General features: G+C 69.9%; 19 protein-coding genes and 2 pseudogenes. 12 read left to right on the top strand and 9 right to left on the bottom strand.

The features are described 5' to 3' along the window. The first annotated feature begins 619 nt into the window (after nucleotides 1–619). The 6 genes from OP79_RS12310 to OP79_RS12285 all read left to right on the top strand — a co-directional run bounded on the left by OP79_RS12310 (nucleotide 620) and on the right by OP79_RS12285 (nucleotide 8,790). Nucleotides 620–2,137, top strand: coding sequence for an alpha-N-arabinofuranosidase (locus OP79_RS12310; RefSeq protein WP_033320126.1), 1,518 nt, complete (start codon nucleotides 620–622; stop codon nucleotides 2,135–2,137). Between the two features lie 29 nt (nucleotides 2,138–2,166). Then, nucleotides 2,167–4,605, top strand: a complete 2,439-nt coding sequence (locus tag OP79_RS12305; RefSeq protein WP_033320125.1) for an alpha-L-arabinofuranosidase C-terminal domain-containing protein — start codon at nucleotides 2,167–2,169, stop codon at nucleotides 4,603–4,605. Nucleotides 4,606–4,612: 7 nt separating this feature from the next. Further along, nucleotides 4,613–5,914 (top strand): glycoside hydrolase family 27 protein, encoded by a 1,302-nt coding sequence (locus OP79_RS12300; RefSeq protein ID WP_245685292.1) that lies wholly within the window; start codon nucleotides 4,613–4,615, stop codon nucleotides 5,912–5,914. 11 nt (nucleotides 5,915–5,925) lie between these two features. Then, nucleotides 5,926–6,933 (top strand): LacI family DNA-binding transcriptional regulator, encoded by a 1,008-nt coding sequence (locus tag OP79_RS12295; RefSeq protein ID WP_033320124.1) that lies wholly within the window; start codon nucleotides 5,926–5,928, stop codon nucleotides 6,931–6,933. Nucleotides 6,934–7,069: 136 nt separating this feature from the next. Beyond that, nucleotides 7,070–7,729 (top strand): hypothetical protein, encoded by a 660-nt coding sequence (locus tag OP79_RS12290; protein WP_245685291.1) that lies wholly within the window; start codon nucleotides 7,070–7,072, stop codon nucleotides 7,727–7,729. Nucleotides 7,730–7,791: 62 nt separating this feature from the next. Next, nucleotides 7,792–8,790 carry an AraC family transcriptional regulator gene (locus OP79_RS12285; RefSeq protein WP_051744587.1) on the top strand — a complete coding sequence of 333 codons (999 nt, stop codon included), beginning with the start codon at nucleotides 7,792–7,794 and terminating at the stop codon, nucleotides 8,788–8,790. Nucleotides 8,791–8,906: 116 nt separating this feature from the next. Here the strand turns inward: OP79_RS12285 and OP79_RS12280 are convergent, their stop codons facing one another. Further along, the gene (locus OP79_RS12280) at nucleotides 8,907–9,311 is read right to left on the bottom strand and encodes an ArsI/CadI family heavy metal resistance metalloenzyme (protein ID WP_033320122.1); all 405 of its coding nucleotides are present in this window, start codon (nucleotides 9,309–9,311) and stop codon (nucleotides 8,907–8,909) included. Nucleotides 9,312–9,339: 28 nt separating this feature from the next. Further along, nucleotides 9,340–10,725, bottom strand: coding sequence for an NAD(P)-binding domain-containing protein (locus tag OP79_RS12275; protein WP_051744586.1), 1,386 nt, complete (start codon nucleotides 10,723–10,725; stop codon nucleotides 9,340–9,342). 120 nt (nucleotides 10,726–10,845) lie between these two features. On the opposite strand from OP79_RS12275, the gene OP79_RS12270 reads away from it, so the two are divergent. After that, nucleotides 10,846–11,223: an ArsR/SmtB family transcription factor gene (locus tag OP79_RS12270; RefSeq protein ID WP_033320121.1), complete on the top strand. Its 378-nt coding sequence runs from the start codon at nucleotides 10,846–10,848 to the stop codon at nucleotides 11,221–11,223. A gap of 23 nt (nucleotides 11,224–11,246) precedes the next feature. Here OP79_RS12270 and OP79_RS12265 read toward each other — a convergent pair whose 3' ends face one another. Beyond that, nucleotides 11,247–11,993, bottom strand: coding sequence for an aquaporin (locus OP79_RS12265; RefSeq protein WP_051744594.1), 747 nt, complete (start codon nucleotides 11,991–11,993; stop codon nucleotides 11,247–11,249). Between the two features lie 35 nt (nucleotides 11,994–12,028). After that, nucleotides 12,029–12,337, bottom strand: a complete 309-nt coding sequence (locus OP79_RS12260; protein WP_033320119.1) for an ArsR/SmtB family transcription factor — start codon at nucleotides 12,335–12,337, stop codon at nucleotides 12,029–12,031. 92 nt (nucleotides 12,338–12,429) lie between these two features. On the opposite strand from OP79_RS12260, the gene OP79_RS12255 reads away from it, so the two are divergent. Next, nucleotides 12,430–12,843, top strand: a complete 414-nt coding sequence (locus OP79_RS12255; protein ID WP_033320118.1) for an arsenate reductase ArsC — start codon at nucleotides 12,430–12,432, stop codon at nucleotides 12,841–12,843. Nucleotides 12,844–12,879: 36 nt separating this feature from the next. Here OP79_RS12255 and OP79_RS12250 read toward each other — a convergent pair whose 3' ends face one another. Together OP79_RS12250 and OP79_RS12245 are read right to left on the bottom strand one after the other, a co-directional pair. Further along, nucleotides 12,880–13,662 carry a polysaccharide lyase family 7 protein gene (locus OP79_RS12250; RefSeq protein ID WP_033320117.1) on the bottom strand — a complete coding sequence of 261 codons (783 nt, stop codon included), beginning with the start codon at nucleotides 13,660–13,662 and terminating at the stop codon, nucleotides 12,880–12,882. A 106-nt stretch (nucleotides 13,663–13,768) separates the two neighbouring features. Next, nucleotides 13,769–13,978: pseudogene (locus tag OP79_RS12245) on the bottom strand (response regulator transcription factor); the annotation flags it as partial. A 3-nt stretch (nucleotides 13,979–13,981) separates the two neighbouring features. Here OP79_RS12245 and OP79_RS58495 point away from each other — a divergent pair. Beyond that, a complete protein-coding gene (locus tag OP79_RS58495; RefSeq protein WP_425428564.1) occupies nucleotides 13,982–14,488 on the top strand; it encodes a zinc ribbon domain-containing protein in 507 nt (168 codons plus the stop codon). An 81-nt stretch (nucleotides 14,489–14,569) separates the two neighbouring features. Here the strand turns inward: OP79_RS58495 and OP79_RS49685 are convergent. Together OP79_RS49685 and OP79_RS12230 are read right to left on the bottom strand one after the other, a co-directional pair. Beyond that, a pseudogene (locus tag OP79_RS49685) lies at nucleotides 14,570–15,892 on the bottom strand (RNA-guided endonuclease InsQ/TnpB family protein). Between the two features lie 231 nt (nucleotides 15,893–16,123). After that, nucleotides 16,124–17,068, bottom strand: coding sequence for an SGNH/GDSL hydrolase family protein (locus OP79_RS12230; RefSeq protein ID WP_033320114.1), 945 nt, complete (start codon nucleotides 17,066–17,068; stop codon nucleotides 16,124–16,126). A gap of 276 nt (nucleotides 17,069–17,344) precedes the next feature. Between OP79_RS12230 and OP79_RS12225 the strand changes: the two genes are divergently transcribed. Then, nucleotides 17,345–18,577: a PP2C family protein-serine/threonine phosphatase gene (locus OP79_RS12225; protein WP_033320113.1), complete on the top strand. Its 1,233-nt coding sequence runs from the start codon at nucleotides 17,345–17,347 to the stop codon at nucleotides 18,575–18,577. A gap of 13 nt (nucleotides 18,578–18,590) precedes the next feature. Here OP79_RS12225 and OP79_RS12220 read toward each other — a convergent pair whose 3' ends face one another. Then, nucleotides 18,591–19,829 carry a globin domain-containing protein gene (locus tag OP79_RS12220; RefSeq protein WP_051744593.1) on the bottom strand — a complete coding sequence of 413 codons (1,239 nt, stop codon included), beginning with the start codon at nucleotides 19,827–19,829 and terminating at the stop codon, nucleotides 18,591–18,593. A 310-nt stretch (nucleotides 19,830–20,139) separates the two neighbouring features. On the opposite strand from OP79_RS12220, the gene OP79_RS12215 reads away from it, so the two are divergent. Then, nucleotides 20,140–21,786: a PucR family transcriptional regulator gene (locus OP79_RS12215; protein ID WP_033320112.1), complete on the top strand. Its 1,647-nt coding sequence runs from the start codon at nucleotides 20,140–20,142 to the stop codon at nucleotides 21,784–21,786. Nucleotides 21,787–22,214: 428 nt separating this feature from the next. Then, nucleotides 22,215–23,672 carry an amino acid permease gene (locus OP79_RS12210; RefSeq protein WP_033320160.1) on the top strand — a complete coding sequence of 486 codons (1,458 nt, stop codon included), beginning with the start codon at nucleotides 22,215–22,217 and terminating at the stop codon, nucleotides 23,670–23,672. Nucleotides 23,673–23,721: the final 49 nt, after the last annotated feature.

The following is a 23,721-nucleotide window of genomic DNA, read 5'->3' as shown; positions in this document are numbered from 1 at the left end:
CGGCGGCACCCAGCGCGGCACCGGAGTAGGTGAGGAAACGACGTCTGTCGAGAGACCCTGTAGCGGGAACGGACATGACTGGACAGCCTTTCGTACGGGTGGTTGCAGCGGGTGGGGCGGAACGCCGGGCTGGTCCACGGTGAAAAAGAAGGAGAAAGGGATGAAAAGGGAGAGGACGAAACGCAGGGCTCGCTCAGCTCAAGTGGCATGCGTGGGCATGCCGAAGCTCGGCTGGTCGTGGCCGACCGGAAGTGTTTGTATCGATAAAAGAGGGCTACGTCACAAAGGACGCGTGAGAGGGGTACGGGAATTGGCCGACTCGCTCTGGGCGTTGCCCTATTGCGCATCAACCGGTTCTTCGGCTGTGGTCGTTATGCCGCCGATACCCGTCTTGGGAAATCGGTTGCGTAAAACTTCGGCGGACATTAGGTGGCGGCGCCAGAAAGTGTCAAGGGGTCCGACAAACCGGCCCGCAACGCCCACACGCCGCACCGCCCGACCTCATGGCACTGCGGCATCCTGACGACCAAACAGTTCCCGCACGTCTCTTGACACCTTCACGAGAAGGCGGTTTTTATCGATACAAACCTGCCGAGCCACCCACCCCTGGAGCACCTCCGTGGCCAACGCCACCGCGATCATCAACCTCGACCTCGAGGGCCCGAAGATCAGCCGTCACCTCTACGGTCACTTCGCCGAGCACCTCGGCCGCTGCATCTACGGCGGCTTCTGGGTCGGGGAGGACTCGCCGATCCCCAACGAGGGCGGTATCCGCCTGGACGTCGTCCAGGCCCTGCGCGCCCTGAACATCCCCAACCTGCGCTGGCCGGGCGGCTGTTTCGCCGACGAGTACCACTGGAAGGACGGCATCGGCCCCCGCGACGAGCGGCCTCGCATGGTCAACACCCACTGGGGCAACGTGGAGGAGAACAACCACTTCGGCACCCACGAGTTCATGGCCCTGTGCGAACTCCTGGGCACCGAGCCGTACATCAGCGGCAACGTCGGCTCCGGCACCGTGCAGGAGATGAGCGAGTGGGTCGAGTACCTCACCCGCGACGGCGACAGCCCCATGGTGCGGCTGCGCAAGGCCAACGGCCGCGAGGAGCCCTGGAACGTGAAGTTCTGGGGCATCGGCAACGAGACCTGGGGCTGCGGCGGCAACATGCGCGCCGAGTACTCCGCCGACCTGGTCCGCCAGTACGCCACGTACTGCCGGGACCATGGCGACAACAAGCTCTACCGCATCGCCTCGGGCGCGTCCGACGACGACTACAAGTGGACCCGCACCCTGATGGAGCAGATCAACTGCTTCGGCTGCGAGGCCACCCCGCGCACCTTCTACCAGGGGATCTCCGTCCATCACTACACGATGGCCGGTCCCTGGGAGGCGAAGGGCAGCGCCACCGACTTCGACACGGACGACTACTACCGGACGATGGTCTCCGCCCGGGAGATCGACCGCATCCTCACCGGCCACTCCACCGTCATGGACATCTACGACCCCGGCCGGAAGGTCGGTCTGGTCCTGGACGAGTGGGGCACCTGGTGGGACGTCGAGCCGGGCACCAACCCGGGCTTCCTGTTCCAGCAGAACTCCCTGCGTGACGCGCTGGTGGCCGGCACGCACTTCGACATCTTCCACAAGCATGCCGAGCGCCTGTACATGGCCAACATCGCCCAGACCGTCAACGTCCTGCAGGCGATGGTCCTCACCGACGGTGACGCGCTGGTCCTGACCCCGACGTACCACGTCTTCGAGATGAACAAGGGGCACCAGGACGCCGCCTCTCTCGCCGTCCACCTGCGCACGGAGGGCGCCCGTCGCACCGTGGGGGACGCCGAACTGGACACCCTCTCCGGCTCGGCCAGCGTCAAGGACGGGACGGTACTCATCTCGCTGTCCAACCTCGACGCCGAGGAGTCCGCCGAGGTGACGCTCGACCTGCGCGGCCGCTCCATCGGTGAACCGACCGCCCGCCTCCTGACGGCCGACCGTCTCCAGGACCACAACAGCGCTCAGGCACCGGGAGCGGTTTCCCCGCGCCCCTTCGACGAGTTGAAGGTCACCGAGCAGGGCCTGATCCTGACGCTGCCGCCCCACTCGTTCCTCACCGTTCAGGCCCCGCTGGCCTGACGGCCGCCGACCCAGGAGTTGTGAGAGCGATGGAAACCGAGACGGTCGTAGAGGTGGACGCGGCGGCACCCGGCACCGCCATCTCGCCCGATCTGTTCGGAGTGTTCTTCGAGGACCTCAACCACGCGGCGGACGGCGGTCTTTACGCCGAGCTGGTGCAGAACCGGTCCTTCGAGTACTCCCCCGACCACCGGCCGGAATGGCACGCCCTGACCGCCTGGGAGCTGCTGGAGCGGGACGGCGCCGCAGGGTCGGTGACGGTGTCCGTCGAAGCGCCGCTGCATCCGGCCAACCCGCACCACGCGGTGCTGCGTACCACCACTGCCGGTGCGGACGGACGCGGGGCGGCGCTGCGCAACGAGGGCTTCGACGGAGTCGCCGTAAGGGAGGGCGAACGCTACGACGTCAGCCTCTTCGCCCGCCTGGCGGACGGCACCGCGGACCGGCTGGTGGCGCAGATCGAGAGCCGGGACGGCAGCCGGGTGTACGGCCGGGCGGAGCTGGGTCCGGTGCACGGGTCCTGGGAGCGGCACTCGGCCGTGATCACCTGTGAGGAGATGGATCCGGACGCGAGGTTCACCGTCGTGGCAGGCGGGATCGGCACCGTCCACCTCGATCTGGTCTCGCTCTTTCCGCAGGCCACTTTCCACGACCGGCCCGGCGGCCTGCGCGCCGACCTGGCGCAGGTGATCGCGGACCTGAAGCCCAAGTTCGTACGTTTCCCGGGTGGTTGCCTCGCGCACGGAGTGGGGCTCGGCAACATGTACCGCTGGCCCGAGACCATCGGGCCGCTGCACGAGCGCCGACAGCAGCGCAATCTGTGGGGCTACCACCAGTCGATGGGCCTGGGCTACTTCGAGTACTTCCAGTTCTGCGAGGACATCGGCGCCAAGCCCCTGCCCGTCGTACCGGCCGGCGTCTGCTGCCAGAACACCGAGCCGACCGGCCAGGTCGGCATCCCCGAGGAGGAGATGCCCGCCTACGTCGCCGAAGTCCTGGCCCTCGTGGAGTGGGCCAACGGCCCCGCCGACTCTCCCTGGGGTTCCCTGCGCGCCGCCGCCGGGCACCCCGAGCCGTTCGGCCTCGAGTACCTGGGGGTCGGCAACGAGGACACCATCACCGACACCTTCCGCGACCGCTTCTCCCGTATCCACGACGCGCTGCGTGAGCACCACCCCGAGATCATCGTCGTCGGCACCGTCGGTCCCTCCCCCACCGGCGAGGACTGGGAGAAGGGCTGGGCGTTCGCCCGCGAGCGGAGCGTCCCAGTCGTCGACGAGCACTCGTACAAATCACCGCGCTGGTTCCTGGAGAACACCCGGCGCTTCGACGGGATGGACCGCGAGGGCCCGCACCTGTACATCGGCGAGTACGCGGCCCGGGACAACGACATGGGCAGCGCCGTCGCCGAGGCGGCCTACATGATCGCCATGGAGCGCAACGGCGATGTCGTCCGGCTGGCCTCCTACGCGCCGCTGCTCGCCAAGCGCGGCCACACCCAGTGGCTGCCCGACCTGGTCTACTTCGACAACACGAACGTCTGGCCCACCCTCAACTACCACGTCCAGCACATGCATTCGGTGAACTCGGGCGACACCGCCCTGCCCGTCACCGTCGTCGGAGCGCCCCACGCCCGTCCCGTCCCGGAGACCGCCAGGCACGGTGTCCACATCGGTACGGGTCACGACACCCGCGCCGAGTTCGCCGATGCGCGTATCGGCCTCCTGGGCGCAGAAGCGGAACCGGCCCCGGATTTCGCCGACTGGGCTGCCGAGTCCGGTACTTGGGAGCCGGAGGGCGACGGCCGCATCCAGCAGACGGCGTACGGAGCGGACGACGCCAGGCTGGTGCTCGCGGAGGCAGCGGCCGGCCCGTCGTACGCCTTCTCCGTGCGGGCCAGGAAGAACGGCGGCGGCGAGGGCTTCACCATCGGCTTCGCCGAGGCGTCGCCCGGCAACCGGTACCAGTGGTCGGTCGGCGGCTGGCTCAATCGCGGCATGCGGCTCCAGCGGGTGGACGACGGTGTGGTGCACGACCTCAACGACGCCGTGGACGGCCCCGTCGAGACCGGCCGCTGGTACGAGCTGCGGGTCGAGGTGGACGGCCGGCGCATCCGCTGCTTCCGCGACGGCGAGCTGGTCCACGATCTGGAGGACGCCCCGGCGGCCCCGGAGGTCTTCGCCGTCTCGGCCGTCCGCGACAGCTCGGCCGGTGACGTGATCGTCAAGATCGCCAACTCGACGTCCGAGCCCGTCACCGTGCGGCTCCGGCTGGCCGGCGCGGACGTCGGCACCGGTCTCGTACGGACGTCTCTCACCGCACCTCCCCACGCGACCAGCCGGTTCGGGCCCGCCCCGGCCTCCCCCGCCGAGAACCGGCTGACCGGGCCGGTCTGCGACATCCCGCCGTACTCCTTCACCGTTCTCCGCAGCCGTCCGGGTACTCGTGCAGAAGAAGATCAGGAATAGTTCACCCATGACCCGATCCGCGCGACCGATCCCCGAACGACGCCTGCGTCCGCCGATGGGCTGGAACAGCTGGGACTGCTACGGCACCACCGTCACCGAGGAAGAGGTCCTCGCCAACGCGACGTTCATGCGGGACCACATGCTCGCGTACGGCTGGGACACCGTGGTCGTGGACATCCAGTGGTACGAGCCCACGGCCCGCGCCCACGGCTACAACGCGGACGCCCCGCTGGTCCTCGACGACCACGGCCGCCAACTGCCCGCGCCGAACCGGTTTCTCTCGGCGGCGGGCGGCGCGGGATTCGGGCCGCTGGCCGACCGCGTACACCAACTCGGCCTGCGTTTCGGCCTGCACATCATGCGCGGCATCCCGCGCCGGGCCGTCGCCGCCCGGCTGCCCGTGGCGGGGACGGAGTGGACCGCCGACGAGATCGCCGACACCGGCTCCGTATGTCCCTGGAACCCGGACAACTACGGCCTGAACCACGACCATCCGGGCGCGCAGGCGTACTACGACTCGCAGGTCGCCCAATTCGCCTCGTGGGGCGTCGACTTCATCAAGGCCGACGACATGCTCTTTCCGTACCACGAGCAGGAGATCTCGGCCTATGCCAAGGCCATCGCCCACAGCGGCCGGCCCATCGAGCTGAGCCTCTCCCCCGGCACCGACGTCTCCGTCGCGCACCTGGACCATCTGCGGGACACGGCCACGATGTGGCGTGTCTGCGACGACCTGTGGGACCGGTGGGAGGACGTGGCGGCGCAGTTCGGCCGCATGGCCCGGTGGGCTCCTTGGCAGAGCGAGCGCGGCTGGGCGGACGCCGACATGCTGCCCCTGGGGCGCATCGGTATCCGGGCCGAGCGGGGCGAGGACCGCGTCAGCGGCCTCAGTCGTGACGAGCAGATCAGCCTGCTGACGCTGTGGCTCATCTCCCGTTCGCCGCTGATGATGGGCGGCGACCTGCCCACCAGCCCGCCGGAGACGATCGAACTGCTCACCAACGACGAAGCGCTCGACGTCCTGTGGCACAGCAGGGACAACCGCGAGGTCCTCCGCGAGAAGGACCTCGTCCTGTGGACCGCCCGCGACACCGACGGGCGTACCCGCTACGCCGCCGTGTTCTCCCTGGCCGACGACCCGGCACGGGTCACTGTCCCGCTCGGCTCCGTCGGCGCCCGGCCCGACGACCGCGTCCGGGAACTGTGGACACGTACCGACACCCCGCACGACGGCCAGTCCCTGCGGGCCGAACTCCCCGCCCGCGGCGCGGCGCTCTACCGCCTCAGCCCGTCCGACACCAGCACCTGAGCGAGGCGAACGTGGCGACGATCCAGGACGTGGCCAAGGCGGCCGGAGTCTCGGCGATGACCGTCTCGAACGTCATCAACGACCATCCCAATGTGCGTAAGGCGACGCGGGAGAAGGTCCTCGACGCCATGGCCCGGCTCGACTACCGCGTCAACGTCGCCGCCCGCAATCTGCGCAAGGGCCGCACCGGCACCGTCGGTCTCGCCGTGCCCGAGGTGAACAGCCCCTACTACGCGCAGTTGGCCGCCGCCATCATCGCCGCTGCCGAGCGGTACAGCCTGCGGGTGTGCATCGAGCAGACCGGCGCCTCGAGGGAGAACGAGCTGGACGCGCTGTCCCTGTCGCGCAACCGGCTCTACGACGGGCTCATCCTCAGCACGGTGGGCATGGGACCGGCCGACGTCGAACTGCTCAAGGTGGACCACCCGGTGGTCATCCTGGGCGAGCGGATCTTCGGCGGTCCCGTCGACCATGTGGCCATGCCCAACGTCGACGGGGCACAGGCGGCCACCCAGCACCTGATCGAGCGGGGCTGCCGCCGTATCGCGATGGTGCGCGGGCCGGCGGGAGAGGAAGTCGACGTGTCCAGCCTCCGCTTCACGGGCTACCAGAAGGCGCTGCGGAGCGCCGGCCTGCCCCTGGACCCCGGCCTCGTGCAGAGCATGGAGACGCTCACCATGCGCGCGGGTGCGCGATGCGCCAGGGAGATGGTGCACGGCGGGCTCGACTTCGACGGCGTGTTCTGCGTGACCGACACCGTGGCCATGGGCGTGCTGCGCGGCCTGGCCGACGCCGGGGTACGGGTGCCGGAGCAGGTGAAGGTGATCGGCTTCGACAACGTCGAGGAGAGCGAGTTCCTCGTCCCCTCGCTGTCCACCATCGATCCGGACCACGACGCGATGGCGCGACGGGCGGTCGACCTGCTGGCCGGACGGATCGAGCAGACGCAGCCCGGGACGGACCGCGAGGAGTTCGTGAGCCACTTCTCTGTGGTGATCCGAGGGTCGACGGGCGGCTGAACCGGGGGCGTGATCAGCTCCGGTAGCATGATCCGCCCACGACCTGTGGGGATCTTGTGTGAGCCGGGGGGATCTTGTGCGAACGAAATCGACTGTTGTGGCGGCCGCACTGGGCTGCTTAGTGGTGGGCGCCGCCGTGGCCAGCTGCTCGGCGGACGGCTCCTCCGGAGACCAGCCCTCCGCCAAGCAGATGCTTGACGACGCGAACGACGTGATGAACGCGCTCAAGTCGGTGACCGTGGACGGCAAGACCACCACCGTGGCCACCGGCGAAGGCTTCTCCACCCGTCTGACGACCGACCTCAAGGACACGTGCAGTTTCAGTCAGACCTGGACCAACAGCGCCCGCCTCGAACAGATCCGGATCGGCGACGTGGACTACGTCCGCCCGAACCGCGCCTACCTGAAGATGGCGGGCAAGAGTGGGACCGCCAAGGGGGAACAGAAGCGCTGGGTCAAGAGCCCGGCCAAGGAGACAGCCTTTGAATCGGAGGAGTCCGGACTCTCCCACTGCACCCAGGAGTTCGGCTCCTTCGGCAAGGCGACGAAGGGCGACCCGACCGAGGTCGACGGCAGGCGGGCGATTGAGTTGGTGGTGACCGACAAGGCGGTCAAGGAGGGCGCCTACACGTTCTACGTCGCCACCGAGGGCAAGCCGTACCTCCTCAAGGTCGCCTACAAGGGCACCGACTACCGGACCACCACCACGTTCAGCGACTTCGACAAGCCAGTCGATGTACGCGCCCCGGCCAAGGGCGACGTGCTGGACGCGAGCGGCATTGAACCGCTGACTTAGGTGTTCCAGACGTCCTGCCGGGCCGCGGCCTTGGCGTAGTCCGTTCGGCTACGCTCACCGGCATGGATCCCTCAGGACTGACCAGCGCGGATCCGCTGACGGACCTGCTGAACGGCGTACGGACCAGCGGCGCGGTCTTCAACCAGTCCTCCCCCTCCGGCTCCTGGGCAGCACGCTTCGAGGACGGCTCACCGCTGGCTCTCGCGGTGCTCCTGCGCGGCTCGGTCTGGGTCATGCCTCAGGGCGGTGACCCGGTGCGGCTCGGTGCCGGTGATGTCGCGGTGCTGTCCGGGGGCGCGCCGTATGTGATCGCGGACGACCCGGCGACCGAGCCGGATGTGGTGATCCGTGCCGGGGGCCGTTGTACGACGCTGCAGGGCGAGGAACTGATCAGCGCGCGGATTCCGGGCGTACGGGCCGGGGACACGGCGGGGCCGGACAGTGCGCTGCTGGTGAACGGCCTGTACACCGTGGACGGCGGCACACCGGGCCGACTGCTCGCCGCCCTGCCCCCGCTGGCCGTCATCGAGGCGGACGTGGGCAACTGCCCGTTCAGCCTGACGGCCTTCGAAGAGATCACCCGCGAGGAGCCGGGGCAGCAGATCCTGCTCGACCGGGCCCTGGACCTGATGCTCATCACGGCCCTTCGCGCCTGGTTCACCCGCCCCGGCGCCCAGGTCCCCACCTGGTACCGGGCCTACAGCGACCCCGTCGTCGGCCCCGCCCTGCGTCTGCTGCACACCAACCCCGCCCACCCGTGGACACTGCCGGCGCTGGCGGCACAGACCGGTGCGTCCCGGGCGAACCTGGCCCGGCGCTTCGCCGCCCTGGTCGGACAGCCGCCGATGACCTATCTACGGGAACGGCGCCTCGCCCTCGCCGCGGACCTGCTGCGCGAACCCGAGGCCACCCTCGCCGTGGTGGCCGACCGCGTCGGCTTCGCGGGCGCCTTCGCCCTGAGCGCCGCGTTCAAGAGGGAACACGGCGTCAGCCCGAGCGAGTACCGGACACGTGAGGCAGGGACGGGGGCCTGGCGCTCAGGTCGGACGGTTTCGCGCTGACGGCGCAGAACGGTCGCCCCCCGTCGCCTTCGTGATGGGCAGGCCCTTCGTGATGGGCAGGCTCAGTGGCCTGCCCGCCGTCCTGCGCCTCGAATCCCACCTGACGATGAAGAAGATCAAGGCCGATCCCTGACCTGCTTGGCCGGAGAGCCGGCGTCGGCCTTGACCACGTACACCTCCCAGGGTTCCTGGCCGGGGCCGTGGACCCAGACCTTGTCCTGGAGGGCGTAGCAGCAGGTGGTGTCGTTCTCCTCGTCGGTGACCAGGCCCGCCTCGCTCAGGCGGGCGGTGGCGGCGTGGACCGCCTCGGTGCTGTCGACCTCGACACCGAGGTGGTCCATGCGGGTCGCCTCGTCCGCGGTGCCTTCGATCAGGACGAGCTTGAGCGGGGGCTCGGCGATGGCGAAGTTGGCGTAGCCGTCGCGGAGTTTGGCGGGCTCGGTGCCGAAGAGCTTCGTGTAGAACGCGACGGATTCGGCGAGGTCAGGTACGCGGAGGGCGAGCTGTACGCGGGACGTCATGGCGAACTTCCTTGCGTGGGTGGGGAGTTCAGCAGCCGCCGGTTGCGGTGGTGGTCGGGGCGCCGAGGCCGATCTGGAGGGTGGTAGGAGCCGGCGCGCAGCAGCCGCCACCGGACTGCTCGGCGTTCTCCGGCTCGTCGAAGAGGCCCGCGCCGCCGCACACTCCGGTCTCGGGGAGGGTGAGTTCGACGCGCTCGGCGGCCTCCTGGTCGCCGGCGATGGACGCCGCGATGGAACGGACCTGCTCGAAGCCGGTCATCGCGAGGAACGTGGGGGCGCGGCCGTACGACTTCATCCCGACCAGGTAGACGCCCTGGTCCGGGTGGGAGAGCTCGCGCACGCCGTGCGGGTAGACCGTGCCGCAGGAGTGGACGTTCGGGTCGATCAGCGGGGCGAGCGCGGTCGGGGCCTGGAGGCGTTCGTCGAGGCCGAGGCGGATCTCGGAGAGGAAGGAGAGGTCCGGGCGGAAGCCGGTCAGGACGATCACCTCGTCGACCGGGTCGAGACGGCGGCCATCCTCGGCGACAAGGACGAGCCGGTCGTCCGCCCGCTCCACGGCCTGCGTACGGAATCCCGTGACCGCGCTCGCGTGGCCGGCCTCGACCGCCGCCTTGGCGCGCAGGCCGAGGGCGCCGCGAGCGGGGAGTTCGTCGGCCTCGCCGCCACCGTACGTACTCGCGCTGATGCCCCGTCGCAGGATCCACACCGCGTGCGTCCCTTCCTCCTCCCCGGCCAGGTCGGCGAGGAGGGCGAGGGCGGTGAAGGCGGAGGCACCGGAACCGACGACGGCTGTGCGCTTGCCCGCATAACGGGCGCGTACGGATGGGTCGTTGAGGTCCGGCACTCGGTACGAGATGTGGTCGGCGGCCGCCTTCTCGCCGAGGGCGGGCAGGCCGTTCGCGCCGACAGGGCTCGGGGTGGACCAGGTGCCGGAGGCGTCGATGACGGCGCGGGCGGTGAGCCGCTCCTCGGCGCCGTCGGCGAACCGGACGTGCACCGTGTACGGCTGCTCGTCGCGGCCCGCGTCGACGATCCGGTCCCGGCCGGCTCGGGCGACGCCGGTCACCGTGGCGCCGTAACGGACCTTGTCGCCCAGGATGTCGGCAAGGGGCTGGAGGTAGCGCTCGGCCCAGTCGCCGCCGGTCGGGTAGGCCGAGGCGTCGGGGCGGACCCAGCCGGTCGGGGCGAGCAGCTTCTCGGCTGCCGGGTCGACGACCTCGCCCCAGGTGGAGAACAGCCGTACATGCGACCACTCCCGTACGGCACTGCCCGCGGTGGGGCCGGCTTCCAGGACAAGGGGTTCGATGCCGCGCTCGACGAGGTGGGCGGCGGCGGCCAGGCCGATGGGTCCGGCGCCGATGACCACGACGGGCAGCTGGTCGGTGCTGAGCGCGCTGTTGGTGGACGCAGCCACGGGATTCCCCTTATTTCGACATCTGTCAATCTCTTACGTCTTCACCATGACACCTGCTTCGACAAGCGTCAACATAGACATTCATCTAAATAAGAGTTCGACGTGTGTCAACATAGACGTATGTCGAACATCAAGGCGCTGCCGCTGCTGGAACCCGAGGTCGCCGAGGGTGTCGTGCCATGCTGCCCGCCGCTCACCGAGCGGCCGCTGACGGCCGAGGAGGCCGAGCGGACCGCCGCGATGTTCAAGGCGCTCGGCGACCCGGTCCGCCTGCGCCTGTTCTCCCTGGTCGCCTCGCATGAGGGCGGCGAGGCATGCGTATGCGACATCTCCGACGTCGGCGTCTCCCAGCCGACCGTGTCCCACCACCTGAAGAAGCTCAAGGAGGCCGGACTGCTCTCCTCCGAGCGCCGTGGCACCTGGGTGTACTACCGGGTGGAGCCGTCGGTGATGGCCGCGATGGGGCAGATGCTGACCGCGGCCGCCCCCGCGGCCTGACCCCCGCCCAGACTTCCCGGACCTCAGTCGGCCGATCGTCCGGGCATGAAGATCAGGGCCACCAGTGCCAGTCCGACCACGCCGCCGACGACCTGCATGCCGATGAACCCCGCGACCGAGCCGGGCGCGATGCCCGCGAAGGTGTCGGTGAAGGCGCGGCCGATCGTCACCGCGGGGTTGGCGAAGGACGTCGACGAGGTGAACCAGTAGGCCGCGCCGATGTAGGAGGCGACGGCCACGGGCGCGCACCGCAGCTGGTCGGCGCGGGCCAGACCGAAGATCAGCAGGATCAGGCCGGCGGTGGCGACGACCTCGCCGAGTAGCAGGTGGCCCGCCGAGCGGTCGTGCGTGGACCACTTCACCAGCGGCTCGCCGAACATCGCGTCCGCCAGGATCGCGCCCGCGATCGCGCCGACGATCTGCGCGGGTACGTACACGGCCGCCTCGCGCAGCGTGACACCGGCGCCGCCGCGCCTGGCCGTCCACCACTCGGCCAGCGTGACCACCGGGTTGAAGTGGGCGCCGGAGACCGGGCCGAGCAGGAGGATCAGGATGCCGAGGCCGAAGACGGTGGCCGTGGAGTTGGCCAGCAGTTGCAGGCCGACGTCCTCGGTCAGGTCCGTGGCCTGGATGCCGGAGCCGACCACGATCGCCACCAGCAGTGCCGTGCCTACGAGTTCGGCGGCGGCCCGGGCGACCAAGGGGTTACGCGGCGGGGTGGCACCCGGCGCGGGCGCGACGGAGCCGGGTTCGGGTTCGGCAGCGGGCATCGCGACCTCCGCGGTCAGGGCGGCTTCGGCGGGGGTCACGGGCAGGCCCTCTTGTTCTCGGCGGCGGTGCGCGCGGACTCGGCCAGGTCGGCGAACTGACCGGCGAGCAGGGCGATGACGTCGGGCTTGAGCCGGTAGTAGGTGAACCGGCCGCAGGGCTCCGTCTCGACGACTCCGGCCTCGCGCAGCACTCTCAGGTGGTTGGAGAGATTGGTCTGCCGGGCACCGGTCTCCTCCACGAGGTGGGTGGTGCACAGCATCTCTTTGGCGAGCAGGGTCACGATCCGGAGCCTGAGCGGGTCGGCCAGCACCCGGATCAGGTCAGTGTCGACTGACGTCATCATGGACTGATACTGTCACATCAGTGGTGACTGACACCACTGGGTGCTGATGCCCTACGTGCCTGATGCCGACGTGAGACAAGAGAGACCTGCTGATGTCCGACAAGCCCTCCGTGCTCTTCGTCTGTGTCCACAACGCCGGCCGCTCCCAGATGGCCGCCGCATGGCTGACCCACCTGGCCGGGGACCGTGTCGAGGTCCGCTCCGCCGGTTCCAACCCTGGCGCGGGCGTCAATCCGGCCGCCGTCGAGGCCATGCGCGAGGTCGGCATCGACATCTCCGCCGAGGTCCCCAAGATGCTCACCGTGGACGCGGTCAAGGAGTCGGACGTCTGCATCACCATGGGCTGCGGCGACACCTGCCCGGTCTTCCCCGGCAAGCGGTACCTGGACTGGGAGCTCGAGGACCCGGCGGGCCAGGGCGTCGAGGCAGTACGGCCCATCCGTGACGAGATCAAGAAGCTCATCGAGGGCCTGATCGAGGAGATCGCCCCGGAGAAGACAGCCTGAGCGACGGCAAGACCGACCAACCGCCTTGTCCGCCCGTCAGGAGTGGGTGACCTTGATGGCGGAGATGCGGACCTCGCCGTAGTTCCCCTTGGCGCACGGGTCGGAGTTGTCGCAGTTGGCCTGGGTGTAGGCGCCTGCCTTGAAGTAGTTGGTGTCGCCGTCGTGCTCGATCGTGGTCTCCAGCTCGCCGTTGTAGTACACGTCGATCTCCCCGTCCTGCGCCACGAACTTGGCCTCGAACTCGGTGCCCAGTTCGTAGTCGTCGGTGACGAGGTGGTGGCGGCTGTCGTCGCCGTCGGTGATGTAGAGCTTCTTGCCGTCGAGACGGAAGACCGTGACGTCGTCGTCCCCGCCGTGCACCTGCGCGCCGACCACCTGAGGCTTCTCCTTGGGCCGTGCCATGAACGCCTCGGTGACCACGAGCGTGTGCTTGCCCTCCGTGGTGGACCACTCGGCCTCGTCCTCGCCGCCCGCGGTCATCTCCCGCAGCTCGGAGCGGGGGTAGCTGGACCCTCCGGTCGTCACACCGTTGACGGCGGCCCGGAACAGGACCCCGTCACAGGTGTCGTCGACCCGGAACCAGGGGGCGGCGGAGAAGGTCGCCAGCTCGGGCTGGGTGATCTCGGTGGGGTCCTCGTCCTCGCCGGTGGGCAGGGTCAGCTTCCAGTTCGTCAGGTCGAGGACCTCCGCCGGGTACGTGCACTGGGCTGCCACCGGCTTGTACGAGGGCGGGGTGGCGGCCTGCGCGGACAGCGTGAGCGCGGCGGTCGAGACTGTCGCGGTGATGCCCGCCAGTACGAGGGTCCGGGTGCTGGACATGAGGGTTCCTCACGGTCGGGGTGTTCGGTTCGGGCCGACGGGCACCCTAAGCCGTCGTGCTCGGGACCGGTCCCCGAGCCCTTGTCCGTCAGACCCTCAACTCGCGTCAGAACCTGGATGATTCGGGTCGTACCAGCCCGGTCTGGTAGGCGATGACGACGAGTTGGGCGCGGTCGCGGGCGCCGAGTTTGGTCAGGGCGCGCTGGATGTGGGAGCGGACGGTCAGCACGCTCAGGACGAGTTTCTCCGCGATCTCGTCGTTGGACTTGCCTTCGGCGGCGAGGGCGGTGACCTCCCGTTCGCGCGGGGTGAGGTCGTTGTGGTCACCGTCCCGGCGCGCAACACCTCCAGACACTGCCCGCACTGCCTGGAGGTGTTGCGGCACCGCAAGGCCTCCGACCGGCCCACCACCCCCGGTTGGAAGTGGGCCCTGTGCGGCTCCTGCGGCTGGCAGGGCGACCGCGACCAGGGTGCCTGGAAACGTATCGCCGCCCGCGGCCTCACTCACCAGGCCAGGACCGTCACCGACCGCACCACAGGTGCCATGGCGATCCGCTCGGTGATCGACACGCTCGAAGCGGGCGCGGTCATCACCCCCACCGTGCCCAAGACTTGCCGGGTGGGACCGGTCCAAGACCGGACCCACCCGGCGCTCCATCGCACGTCCGGCGCCCAGGCGACGCCGGACACCCACCACCAGCCGACACCGGCCACACGGAGCAGTCCTGGGCGCGGAATTCCACCACCACGTCCACGCCACCCATCCATCCATCCATCCATCCATCCATCCACGGTGGGAAAATCCCGCGCCAGACACCACGTCTGACATGGCATGCCTAAGTTGATCAGAGGCGCTGTCCCGACAGGGCCTGCTTCGTCGTCGTGCGGTTACTGCGACTGCCGCTAGTCAACTACCCGGCGCTGAAAGCACCGGGCTTGCACAACGGGCATCACTGGCGGTGATGCGTCGTTTGCGTCCAGCCCCACCCCGACGTTTCGGGGGCGGGTCAGGGGCCGTTGACGGGGCCCCGCGTCGCCACAACTCCCGCGCGCGTGCGCGGATGTTGACGGGAGCCTCCCCCCCTCTCGGCTTCGCTCGAGCGGGAGGTGCCCCCATCGGTCCGCGTGATCAACGAATCCGCAGGACCGGCACGCGAACCAGGCCTGGGAGACCCGGTTCGCCCTGTCGATGTGGCCGCATTCGGCGCAGGTGCGGGAGGTGTACGCCGGATCGACGTGCACCACCGGTACCCCGGCCTTGCGGGCCTTGTACGCGATGAACTCTCCCAGCTGGGCGAAGCCCCAGCTGTGCAGGGTGGCCCGTTGGGGCTTGCGAAGCCGTACCCGTTCGCGGATCCCGCCCAGGTCTTCCAGGGCGATCCCGCGACCGGTGCTCCCCCACTGCCTTAAGGGCGTGGGAGGTACCCCCAGCCTCGGCCACCACATGTTTCGCGATCTTGTGGTTGATGTCCTTCGCCCGCCTGGCCTCCTTGCGCCGCCGCTTCTTCAGCCGGCGCTTGGCGGACGGGGTGTTCTTCTTCTGCAGCTTGGCCCGCAGACCACGCTCCCGGGCCCGGATCCGGTTGAGCTCCCGCCCGGCCAGGATCTCGCCGTCACTCGTGGTGGCGATGTTCACGATGCCCAGGTCGATGCCGAGGAAGTCCACCGGCTCGGTGTTCGGCTCGGCCTCGGGGACCTCGCAGGTGGCGTTCAGGAACCACAGGCCGTCCCGCTCCAGCAGGTCGGACTCGCCCTGGCGGTACAGGGCCAGGGTGGGCAGCTGCTCGGGCGAGGCGGTGAACGCCACGTCCTTGACCCGCCCGGACACCGTCCAGATCGACACCCGCCGCTCGGCGATCTGCCAGGACAGCATCCGGTCGTCGTAGGGCTGCGCGCCGTGAGGGCGGAAGGCGATCGGCTTCTCGGTCGCCCGCCGGTAGCGCCTGGAGCCGGGCCGGCCCAGGTTCCCGGCCTTCAGATTCGCCCTCAGCGTGGCGTACGCGTCGCACGTCTTCTTGATCACATGCTGGGCGGCCTGCGCGCCCAGCCGCCACCGGGTCTTCACCTCGCCGTAGGCGAGCTTGCGCAGCGCGAAGTTGTTCTTCACATCCTTTTCGAAGGCAAGGCGGCTGGCCCAGGTCGCCGCCTCGTTGCAGGCGCGCAGGGTCGCCTCAAGTGCCGCCGCCTGCACGGGCGTCGGCAGCAGCTTCACCTGCACCACCAGCTTCACAACCGGGACGCTACCCGGCCACCCCCGGGCCTCGCATTCGAACACAGGAAACTCCCGCCTGCCCGCCTGTCCGGCTCTCCCGCCGCACCGCTCGTGCGAGGATGCGGTTCTTCCCGGGCGTGAACGCCCGGGGTTCCTCGCAAGAATCCGCTGAATCCGCTGAATCCGCAGTACGCGTCCGGCCGTCGTCCTCCTGCGCCTGTGGCGGGCGGTACGGCGGCCCCGCGTCAGTCAGTCCGAGACCCCGGCCGTGCGGAGCACGGCCTGTGCCATCCCGCGCTCACCGCGCTCGTTGGGGTGTACGGGCGCCGCCGGGGCCGACGGCATCAACGGCTCGACCCAGCGCTCGCCGGGGTCCGCGCAGGCGTAGTGGCCGGCGGAGGGCGCGTACGTGTCGACGTACACGGCCCCGGCGGCCTCCGCCGCATCCCGCAGCATGGCGTTGAGCTGCTGCTCCTTCTGCCGCAGGAAGCCCACATCGCCCGGCGCCAGCCCCATCGCCCGCTCACAGTCGGCGCCCTTGTCGGGCAGGATCGCGGGATATCCGACGACGTACGTACGGGCCTCGGGCGCCCGGCGCTTGATGTCGCCCAGCACGTCGGACAGCCGCCCGCCCGCCGCCTTGATCTTCACCTCGGCCTCGTCGCTGCCGGCGGAGCTGTGCCGCTCCCGGCATGTGGCTTCGTTCGCCGCGGCGTCCCCTATCCGGTTCTCCAGCTGGTACAGGACGCCGGACGTGACGCAGCTTGTGATCAGTGAGCTGAAGCCGATGTCGTTGCCGCCGATGCCGAGAGTGACGAGCCGGGTCGAGGTGGAGAGGGCCGACAGCTGTGCCGGGTTGGTTCCGTGGTCCGTGGACTGCGGCGCGAACAGGTCGGCCATGGTTGCCCCGCTGCAGCTCATGTCGCGGAACTCGGCCGCCGCCAGGCCGAGTTCGGCGGCGACCAGTGCCGGATAGTTCCGGTCCGAGCGGTCGCAGCCCGCGGGCTTCGCGTGCTGGCCGGGGATCTTCGGGCCGGCCGTGTAGGAGTCGCCGAGCGCGACGTACGGCCCTTTCGGGGGCGCGAGGGCGGACGACGGGGCGCCGTCGTCGCCGCCTCGGCCGATACAGACGGCGGCGAGGAGCCCGGCGCACGAGATGGCTGCCGCCAGGGTGAGTTGGGTACGGGTTCGCATCTGAGGTTGCCTCCCCATGCCGGCCGGTGCATCCGGCCTCGGACAGCGCCTCAGACTCCCCGTGCAGGGCCCCTGCCGTCGTCGTGCCGGTGCTGGCAGTGGCCTGCTGAAGTCGCCGTACACGCGACCCGGTCCGTACTTCGCAGGTACGACACAGGGGCACAACCGTGTACGAAGCCGTGGGCCGGAACCGTCCGACGCCGTGACCGGGCCGCCCGCACAGTTCGCTTCTATCGTGGAAGCTCACTGAACGGTCGGCGCCGAGGCGGTCAGCACATGAGGAAACCGCAGATCGACTACGCGGCGGTCTTTCGGGCCCTCCCCGGCATGGTGGCGCTGCTCACCCCCGACCTGGTGTACGCCGACGCCAACGACGACTTCCTGCGGCTGGCCGGGCGCACCCGCGACCAGCTGCTGGGCCGCTACATCTTCGACGTCTTCCCCGAGAACCCCAACGACCCGGCCGCCGCCGGCATGCGGGAGACCCGGGAGTCGATGCTCCGCGTGGTGGCCACCGGCGAGCGCGACACCATGGCGCTGATCCGCTACGACATCGAGGATGCCGAGCGGCCGGGCCACTGGCAGGAGCACTACTGGAGCCCGGTCAACGCACCCGTCTTCGGCCCCGACGGGCACGTGGCGCTGATCGTGCACCGGGTGGAGGAGGTCACCGAACTCATCCGCGCCCGCGGCGGCGGCTCGGGCGGCGACAGACAGGCCCGCGTGCTTGAGGCCGAGCTCTACACCCGCGCCCGTGAACTGCAAGAAGTCAATGAACGTCTGCGCCAGGCCCACACCCGCGAACGCGAGGTCGCCCTGACCCTGCAGGCGGCGATGCTGCCCGCCCCCAGCCCACTCGGACACCACCGAGCGGCCGTGCGCTACCGGCCCGCCATCGGCGCCCTGAACGTGTGCGGCGACTGGTACGACCTGGTCGAGTTGCCCGGCGACCGCATCACGGTCGCCGTCGGCGATGTCGTCGGCCACGGCCTCGAGGCCGCCTGCGTCATGGGACAGCTGCGCAGCGCGCTGAGCGCGACCGCCCGTGTCGCCCAAGGCCCGGCGCAGGCCCTGGAGGCCCTCGGGCTGTACGCCCTCTCCGTCGACGGGGCCGAGTCGACCACCGTGGTGAAGACCTTCATCGACTGGGACAGCCACACCATCACCTACAGCAGCGCCGGCCACCCACCGCCCGCCCTGCTCCACCCCGACGGCACCGTGACCTTCCTCGACCAGGCGACCGACCCGCCGCTCGGCGCGCGTCCCGAGCACGTTCGCCGCCCCCAGGCCAGTACGCCCTTCACCGAGGGCGCCACGCTCGCTCTGTACACCGACGGACTGGTCGAACGCCGCCAGGAGGACATCTACACCGGCCTGGCCCGCCTCGCCGACTCCCTGACCCGCCATCGGAAGTCCGAGCCCGAGCCCTTGGCCGACGCCCTCCTGGCGGACCTGCTCCCGTCCACCGGCAGCACCGACGACACGGCCCTGGTCGTCATCCGCCTCTGAGACCCCGCCGGGCTCAGGCCGCGTCCGCCGTGTCGTCGGCCGCATCCACGGTGCCGGGCAGCCACAGGTCCGGGCCGAAGACCTCGTAACGGATGTTGCGGGCGGAGACTCCGGCGCGCAGGAGCTGAGTGCGTACGGAGCGCATGAACGGCAGCGGACCGCACAGGTAGACCGTGGCGTCGGCCGGAACGTCGACCCCGGCGAGGTCCATGAGGCCGAAACGGTCACCGGGCGCCGTGTTGCCCGGCCCGGACTGCTCGTACCAGAAGCGGGTGCTCGCCCGCGGCAGTCGGGCGGCCAGCGTCCGTGTCTCCCTCCGCAGCGCGTGCTCGGCCGGGGAGCGGTCGGCGTGCAGGACCAGTACGGGCCGGTCGGAGCCGGTCGCGACGAGCCGGTCGAGCATGCCCACCATCGGGGTGCAGCCGATGCCGGCCGAGACCAGGACGACCGGGGTGTCGTCCTCGTCGAGCACCACGTCACCGAACGGCGCGGAGAGGGTGAGTTCGTCGCCGGGCTGTATCCGCCGGTGCAGGAGCGTGGAGACCTCACCGTCCGGGGCGTCCTCGGCGCCCGCGACCCGCTTCACGGTGATACGGCGCAGGTCACCGCCCGGGTCGGAGGACAGACTGTACTGGCGCAACTGACGCACTCCGTCCGGCATACGCACCCGCACGCTGACGTACTGGCCCGCGCGGGCCCGGGGAGCCGGCTCGCCGTCCGCGGGGCGAAGCAGGAACGAGGCCACGTCCGCCGTCTCCTCGCGCCGTTCGACCACCGTCCACTGCCGCCAGATCTCGCCCGGCCGCACGCCCGCCTCCTGGTACAGCAGCGCCTCGCGGGCGATGAGGGCCCCGGCCATCAGCCAGTACACCTCGTCCCAGGCGGCGGCCACCTCCGGGGTGACCGCGTCGCCCAGCACCTCGGCGATCGCGCCGAACAGGTACTTGTGCACGATCACGTACTGGTCCTCGGTGACCCCGACCGCGGCGTGCTTGTGAGCGATCCGGGCCAGCAGCGCGTCGGGCCGGGCCTCCGGGTCGGCGAGCAGAGCGCTCGCGAAGCCCGCGATGGAACCGGCCAGGGCACGGCGCTGGGCCCCGCTGGCCTGGTTGCCCCGGTTGAACATGCCGTCGAGCAGTTCGGGCCGGTCGCGGAACATCGCGCCGTAGAAGCGGGTGGTGATCTCGTCGAGCGACTCGGCCACCACGGGAAGGGTGGCCCGTATGACGGCGGCGGATTCTGCGGACAGCAGCCCGTCGCAGGGCGGGCATACGGCCCTGGCCTGGTACACGGTGCGGGTTCTCCGAGACCGGAGCTAAGCGACGGGCATACGACGCACCGGCCCACGACCCCTCCCGCCGGTGGGAGAGTGCAGGTGCGCGGTGGCTGGTGAGCATGATGGCCGGCGGCTCCGGGAGCGCCCCTTCAGGGGCGCGGGGCTGTATCAATGTGCGGCTCCGCCGCGATGGGGGTCCCCCCGCTCGAGCGAATTCGAGAGTGGGGGAGCGACCAGCCACACTCAACCCGCACCCGACAACGAACCCAGAAGAGGCGAACAACCAATGGACCCGGCAACCAGCATCACCCTGCGCCAGTTGGTGATGGCGCTGGGCGACTCGATGCTGGAGGTCCAGGCCGCCCCCGCAGGCCTGGACGTAGAGATCCGCGGCGTCGCCCTCCTCGACCCCGAGGACCCACCGACCGCCCAGCCGGGCGACCTGGTCCTCGCGATCGGCTCCCGGGGAAGGGCCGCGCTCCCCGCGCTGCGGGCCGCCGGCCGCGACGGCGCCACCGCCGTCGTGGTCAAGCTGGGCGCCCCCGGCCAGGCCACGGCCGGCCAGGCCACGGCGCTCAGCGAAACCGCCGCCGAGGCCGGCATCGCCCTGCTCTCGCTGCGCAGCGACGCCCGCTGGGAGCAGGTGAGCGCACTGGCCCGCACCGCCCTGGACGAGGCCCCGCCGGACGACCCCGGCGCGAGCGCCGAGGAGGGCGACCTGTTCTCGCTCGCCCAGACCACCGCCATCCTGACCAGCGGCATCGTCAGCATCGAGGACGCCGCGAACCGGGTTCTGGCGTACTCCCGTACCACCGATTCCGACGAGGCCGACGATCTGCGGCGACGTTCCATCCTCGGCTGGCAGGGACCGGAGGGCTATCTGGCGAAGCTGCGCGAGTGGGGCGTGTTCCAGCATCTGCACTCCAGCGACGAGGTGATCGCCATAGACAGCCACCCCGAGCTGGGCATCCGCCGTCGGCTCGCGGTGGCCATCCGCTCCGGTGACCGGCAGCTGGGCACCATCTGGGTGCAGGAGAGCTCGACTCCGCTGTCCGAACGCTCGCGCCAGGCGCTGCTGGGCGCCGCCCGCGTCGCCGCGCTGCATCTCGTACGCCGCCGCCGGGAGCTCTCGGACGACGTGACGCTCGTCCGGACCCTGCTCGCCGGACTCATGGACGGCAGCACCGGACCGCAGCCGCTGGCCACCCACCTGGGTTTCGACGCCGCCCGCCCAGCCGCCGTGCTGGGCTTCTCGTACGGGACCACGGAGGCGTACGAGGCCGGGGACGCCATCGGTGCACCGGAGCTGGCCCACACCGAGGTCACCAACCTGGTCTCAGTACACATCGCCGCCCGGCACCGCAGCGCGCTGGTCACCCAGGTCGACTCCCGTATCTACGTGCTCCTGCCGCAACTGCCCCGCAGCATCGACACGGACACCCTGCGCGGCTGGGCCCAGGAGATCACCGACGCGGCGCGCCGCCACCTGGGGCTGCCGTTGCGCGGCTCGGTCGGCTGCCTGGTGCCGGGGCTCGGGGCCGTACCCGAGTCACGCCGGGAAGCGGACCGCATCCTCGAGGCCATGGTGAGCGCCGGGGTGTCCGCCGCGGTCGCCGCGCTGCCCGACATCCAGGCGGAGGTGCTGGTCAGCGAGATACTGACGCTGCTGTCCGCCCACCCCGAGATACGCGATCCACGGCTGACCGCCCTGGTCGAGCACGACAGCCGGCATCAGGGCCGCCTCGCCGAGACGCTTCTGACGTACCTGAACTCCTTCGGTGATGTACGGGCTGCCGCCGCCCAGCTCCATGTGCACCCCAACACGCTGCGCTACCGCCTGCGCCGGGCCGAGGAGCTGACCGGTCTCGATCTCAGCCGCCCTGATCAACGGCTGCTGGCCATGCTCCAGTTGAGGCTGCCGCCGGCCGGCTGACGCCGGTTTCCGCATCACTGACCCCGGTTCCGCATTGGCCGTTCGTACAGCCATCAAGGACGATTTTGTTCAGCGTTCACAAACACGTAGCCCCATGACCCCCCATACGCTTGCGCAAATCCATTTCCGCAAGTGATGCGGCCCACCTCCCACGAGGAGACGGAGCGAATCGCGGACGTGCTGGTGACAACCACCTCACCAGCACGCATCCGGAAACCGCGAACCGCACCGTGAACGCTTACGGGAATCGTCAGTGCCCTGACCGTTCTTTCCTGCGCATGCCCCACGTGCGCAGTCCTGCCCGCTCGTCCCGCGCCCCGTAAGGGGCGCGGGGAACTGCGCGACCAGCCACAACGAACCCGCAGCTTCGAACCGCATCCCCAGCGGAGCGTTCCGGCACTCCTCCCAACCACTCAATGGATGTCGACATGACTACACGTCCCCCAGAATCTCTGGCCTCTGACACCGCTCCACCCACCGGTGGTCAGCCTCCGGAGCAGGACGGTCTGAAGGCCGGTCTCAAGAACCGCCATCTGTCCATGATCGCCATCGGCGGCGTGATCGGCGCCGGGCTCTTCGTGGGCTCCGCCTCCGGTATCGCCGCCGCCGGACCCGGCATTCTCCTGTCGTACGCCCTGGTCGGCGCCCTCGTCGTCCTCGTGATGCGCATGCTCGGCGAGATGGCCGCGGCCAACCCGTCCTCCGGTTCGTTCTCCGCCTACGCGGACCGGGCGCTCGGCCGCTGGGCCGGGTTCTCGATCGGCTGGCTGTACTGGTTCTTCTGGGTCGTCGTGCTCGCGGTCGAGGCGACCGCGGGTGCGGTGATCCTGGAGAGCTGGGTGCCGGCCGTCCCGCAGTGGGCCTGGGCACTGATCGTGATGGTGGTGCTGACCGCCACGAACCTGGTCTCGGTGGGCTCGTTCGGCGAGTTCGAGTTCTGGTTCGCGGGCATCAAGGTCGTCGCCATCTCGGGCTTCATCGTGCTCGGCGGGCTGGCCATCTTCGGCATACTGCCCGGCTCCGACGCCGACACGGGATTCAGCAACCTCACCGCGCACGGCGGCTTCCTGCCGGAGGGGCCAGGCGCGATCCTCACCGGCATCCTGCTGGTCGTCTTCTCCTTCATGGGCAGCGAGATCGTCACCCTCGCCGCCGCCGAATCCCCGGACGCGCAGCGGCAGGTCGCCAAGGCCACCCGGAGCGTGATCTGGCGGGTCGGTGTCTTCTACGTCGGCTCGATCCTCGTCGTGGTCGCCCTGCTGCCGTGGAACGACCCGTCGATCGCCGAGAAGGGCTCGTACGTCGCCGCCCTCGACGCGATCGGCATCCCGCACGCCGGCCAGATCATGAACTTCATCGTGCTGACCGCCGTGCTGTCCTGTCTCAACTCCGGCCTCTACACCGCCTCCCGGATGGCCTTCTCCCTCGGCCAGCGCGGTGACGCTCCGCGGTCCTTCTTCAAGACCAACACGCGAGGTGTCCCGCAGCCCGCGATCCTGGCCTCCGTGGCCTTCGGCTTCGTGGCGGTCGGCTTCAACTACCTGTGGCCGGACACGGTCTTCCAGTTCCTGCTGAACTCCTCCGGTGCGGTCGCGCTCTTCGTATGGCTGGTCATCTGCTTCTCGCAGCTGAAGATGCGGGGAATCATCCTGCGCGAGAGCCCCGAGAAGCTCGTCGTACGGATGTGGCTGTTCCCGTATCTGACGTGGGCGACGATCGGGATGATCTCGTTCGTGCTGCTGTACATGCTCACGGACGAGAAGGAGGGCGGCGGGCGGAGCCAGGTGCTGCTTTCGGTGCTTGTGGCTGCGATCGTGATCGCGATCTCGTTCGTGCGGGAGCGTGCCCGCAGCAAGGAGACCGAGGACGTGGTGGCTCCTCTGTAGGTGCCGCGGGTGGGCGGGCTTGGGGTTTCTTTCCCCAGGCCCGCCCCTT

This window comes from Streptomyces yerevanensis, from assembly GCF_000716805.1.
Lineage (GTDB): Bacteria > Actinomycetota > Actinomycetes > Streptomycetales > Streptomycetaceae > Streptomyces > Streptomyces flaveus.
The sequence above is the reverse complement of the archived record's forward strand: the minus strand, read 5'-3'. Positions and strand labels throughout refer to the sequence as shown.

Excerpts from the sequence above, each read along its gene's own strand:
- OP79_RS12305 (WP_033320125.1), top strand. The coding sequence starts at position 2,167 with ATGGAAACCGAGACGGTCGTAGAGGTGGACGCGGCGGCACCCGGCACC.
- OP79_RS12260 (WP_033320119.1), bottom strand. The coding sequence starts at position 12,337 with ATGATGACGTCAGTCGACACTGACCTGATCCGGGTGCTGGCCGACCCG.
- OP79_RS12265 (WP_051744594.1), bottom strand. The coding sequence starts at position 11,993 with ATGCCCGCTGCCGAACCCGAACCCGGCTCCGTCGCGCCCGCGCCGGGT.
- OP79_RS12270 (WP_033320121.1), top strand. The coding sequence starts at position 10,846 with ATGTCGAACATCAAGGCGCTGCCGCTGCTGGAACCCGAGGTCGCCGAG.
- OP79_RS12210 (WP_033320160.1), top strand. The coding sequence starts at position 22,215 with ATGACTACACGTCCCCCAGAATCTCTGGCCTCTGACACCGCTCCACCC.
- OP79_RS12300 (WP_245685292.1), top strand. The coding sequence starts at position 4,613 with ATGACCCGATCCGCGCGACCGATCCCCGAACGACGCCTGCGTCCGCCG.
- OP79_RS12285 (WP_051744587.1), top strand. The coding sequence starts at position 7,792 with ATGGATCCCTCAGGACTGACCAGCGCGGATCCGCTGACGGACCTGCTG.
- OP79_RS12215 (WP_033320112.1), top strand. The coding sequence starts at position 20,140 with ATGGACCCGGCAACCAGCATCACCCTGCGCCAGTTGGTGATGGCGCTG.
- OP79_RS12225 (WP_033320113.1), top strand. The coding sequence starts at position 17,345 with ATGAGGAAACCGCAGATCGACTACGCGGCGGTCTTTCGGGCCCTCCCC.
- OP79_RS12230 (WP_033320114.1), bottom strand. The coding sequence starts at position 17,068 with ATGCGAACCCGTACCCAACTCACCCTGGCGGCAGCCATCTCGTGCGCC.
- OP79_RS12280 (WP_033320122.1), bottom strand. The coding sequence starts at position 9,311 with ATGACGTCCCGCGTACAGCTCGCCCTCCGCGTACCTGACCTCGCCGAA.
- OP79_RS12255 (WP_033320118.1), top strand. The coding sequence starts at position 12,430 with ATGTCCGACAAGCCCTCCGTGCTCTTCGTCTGTGTCCACAACGCCGGC.
- OP79_RS12250 (WP_033320117.1), bottom strand. The coding sequence starts at position 13,662 with ATGTCCAGCACCCGGACCCTCGTACTGGCGGGCATCACCGCGACAGTC.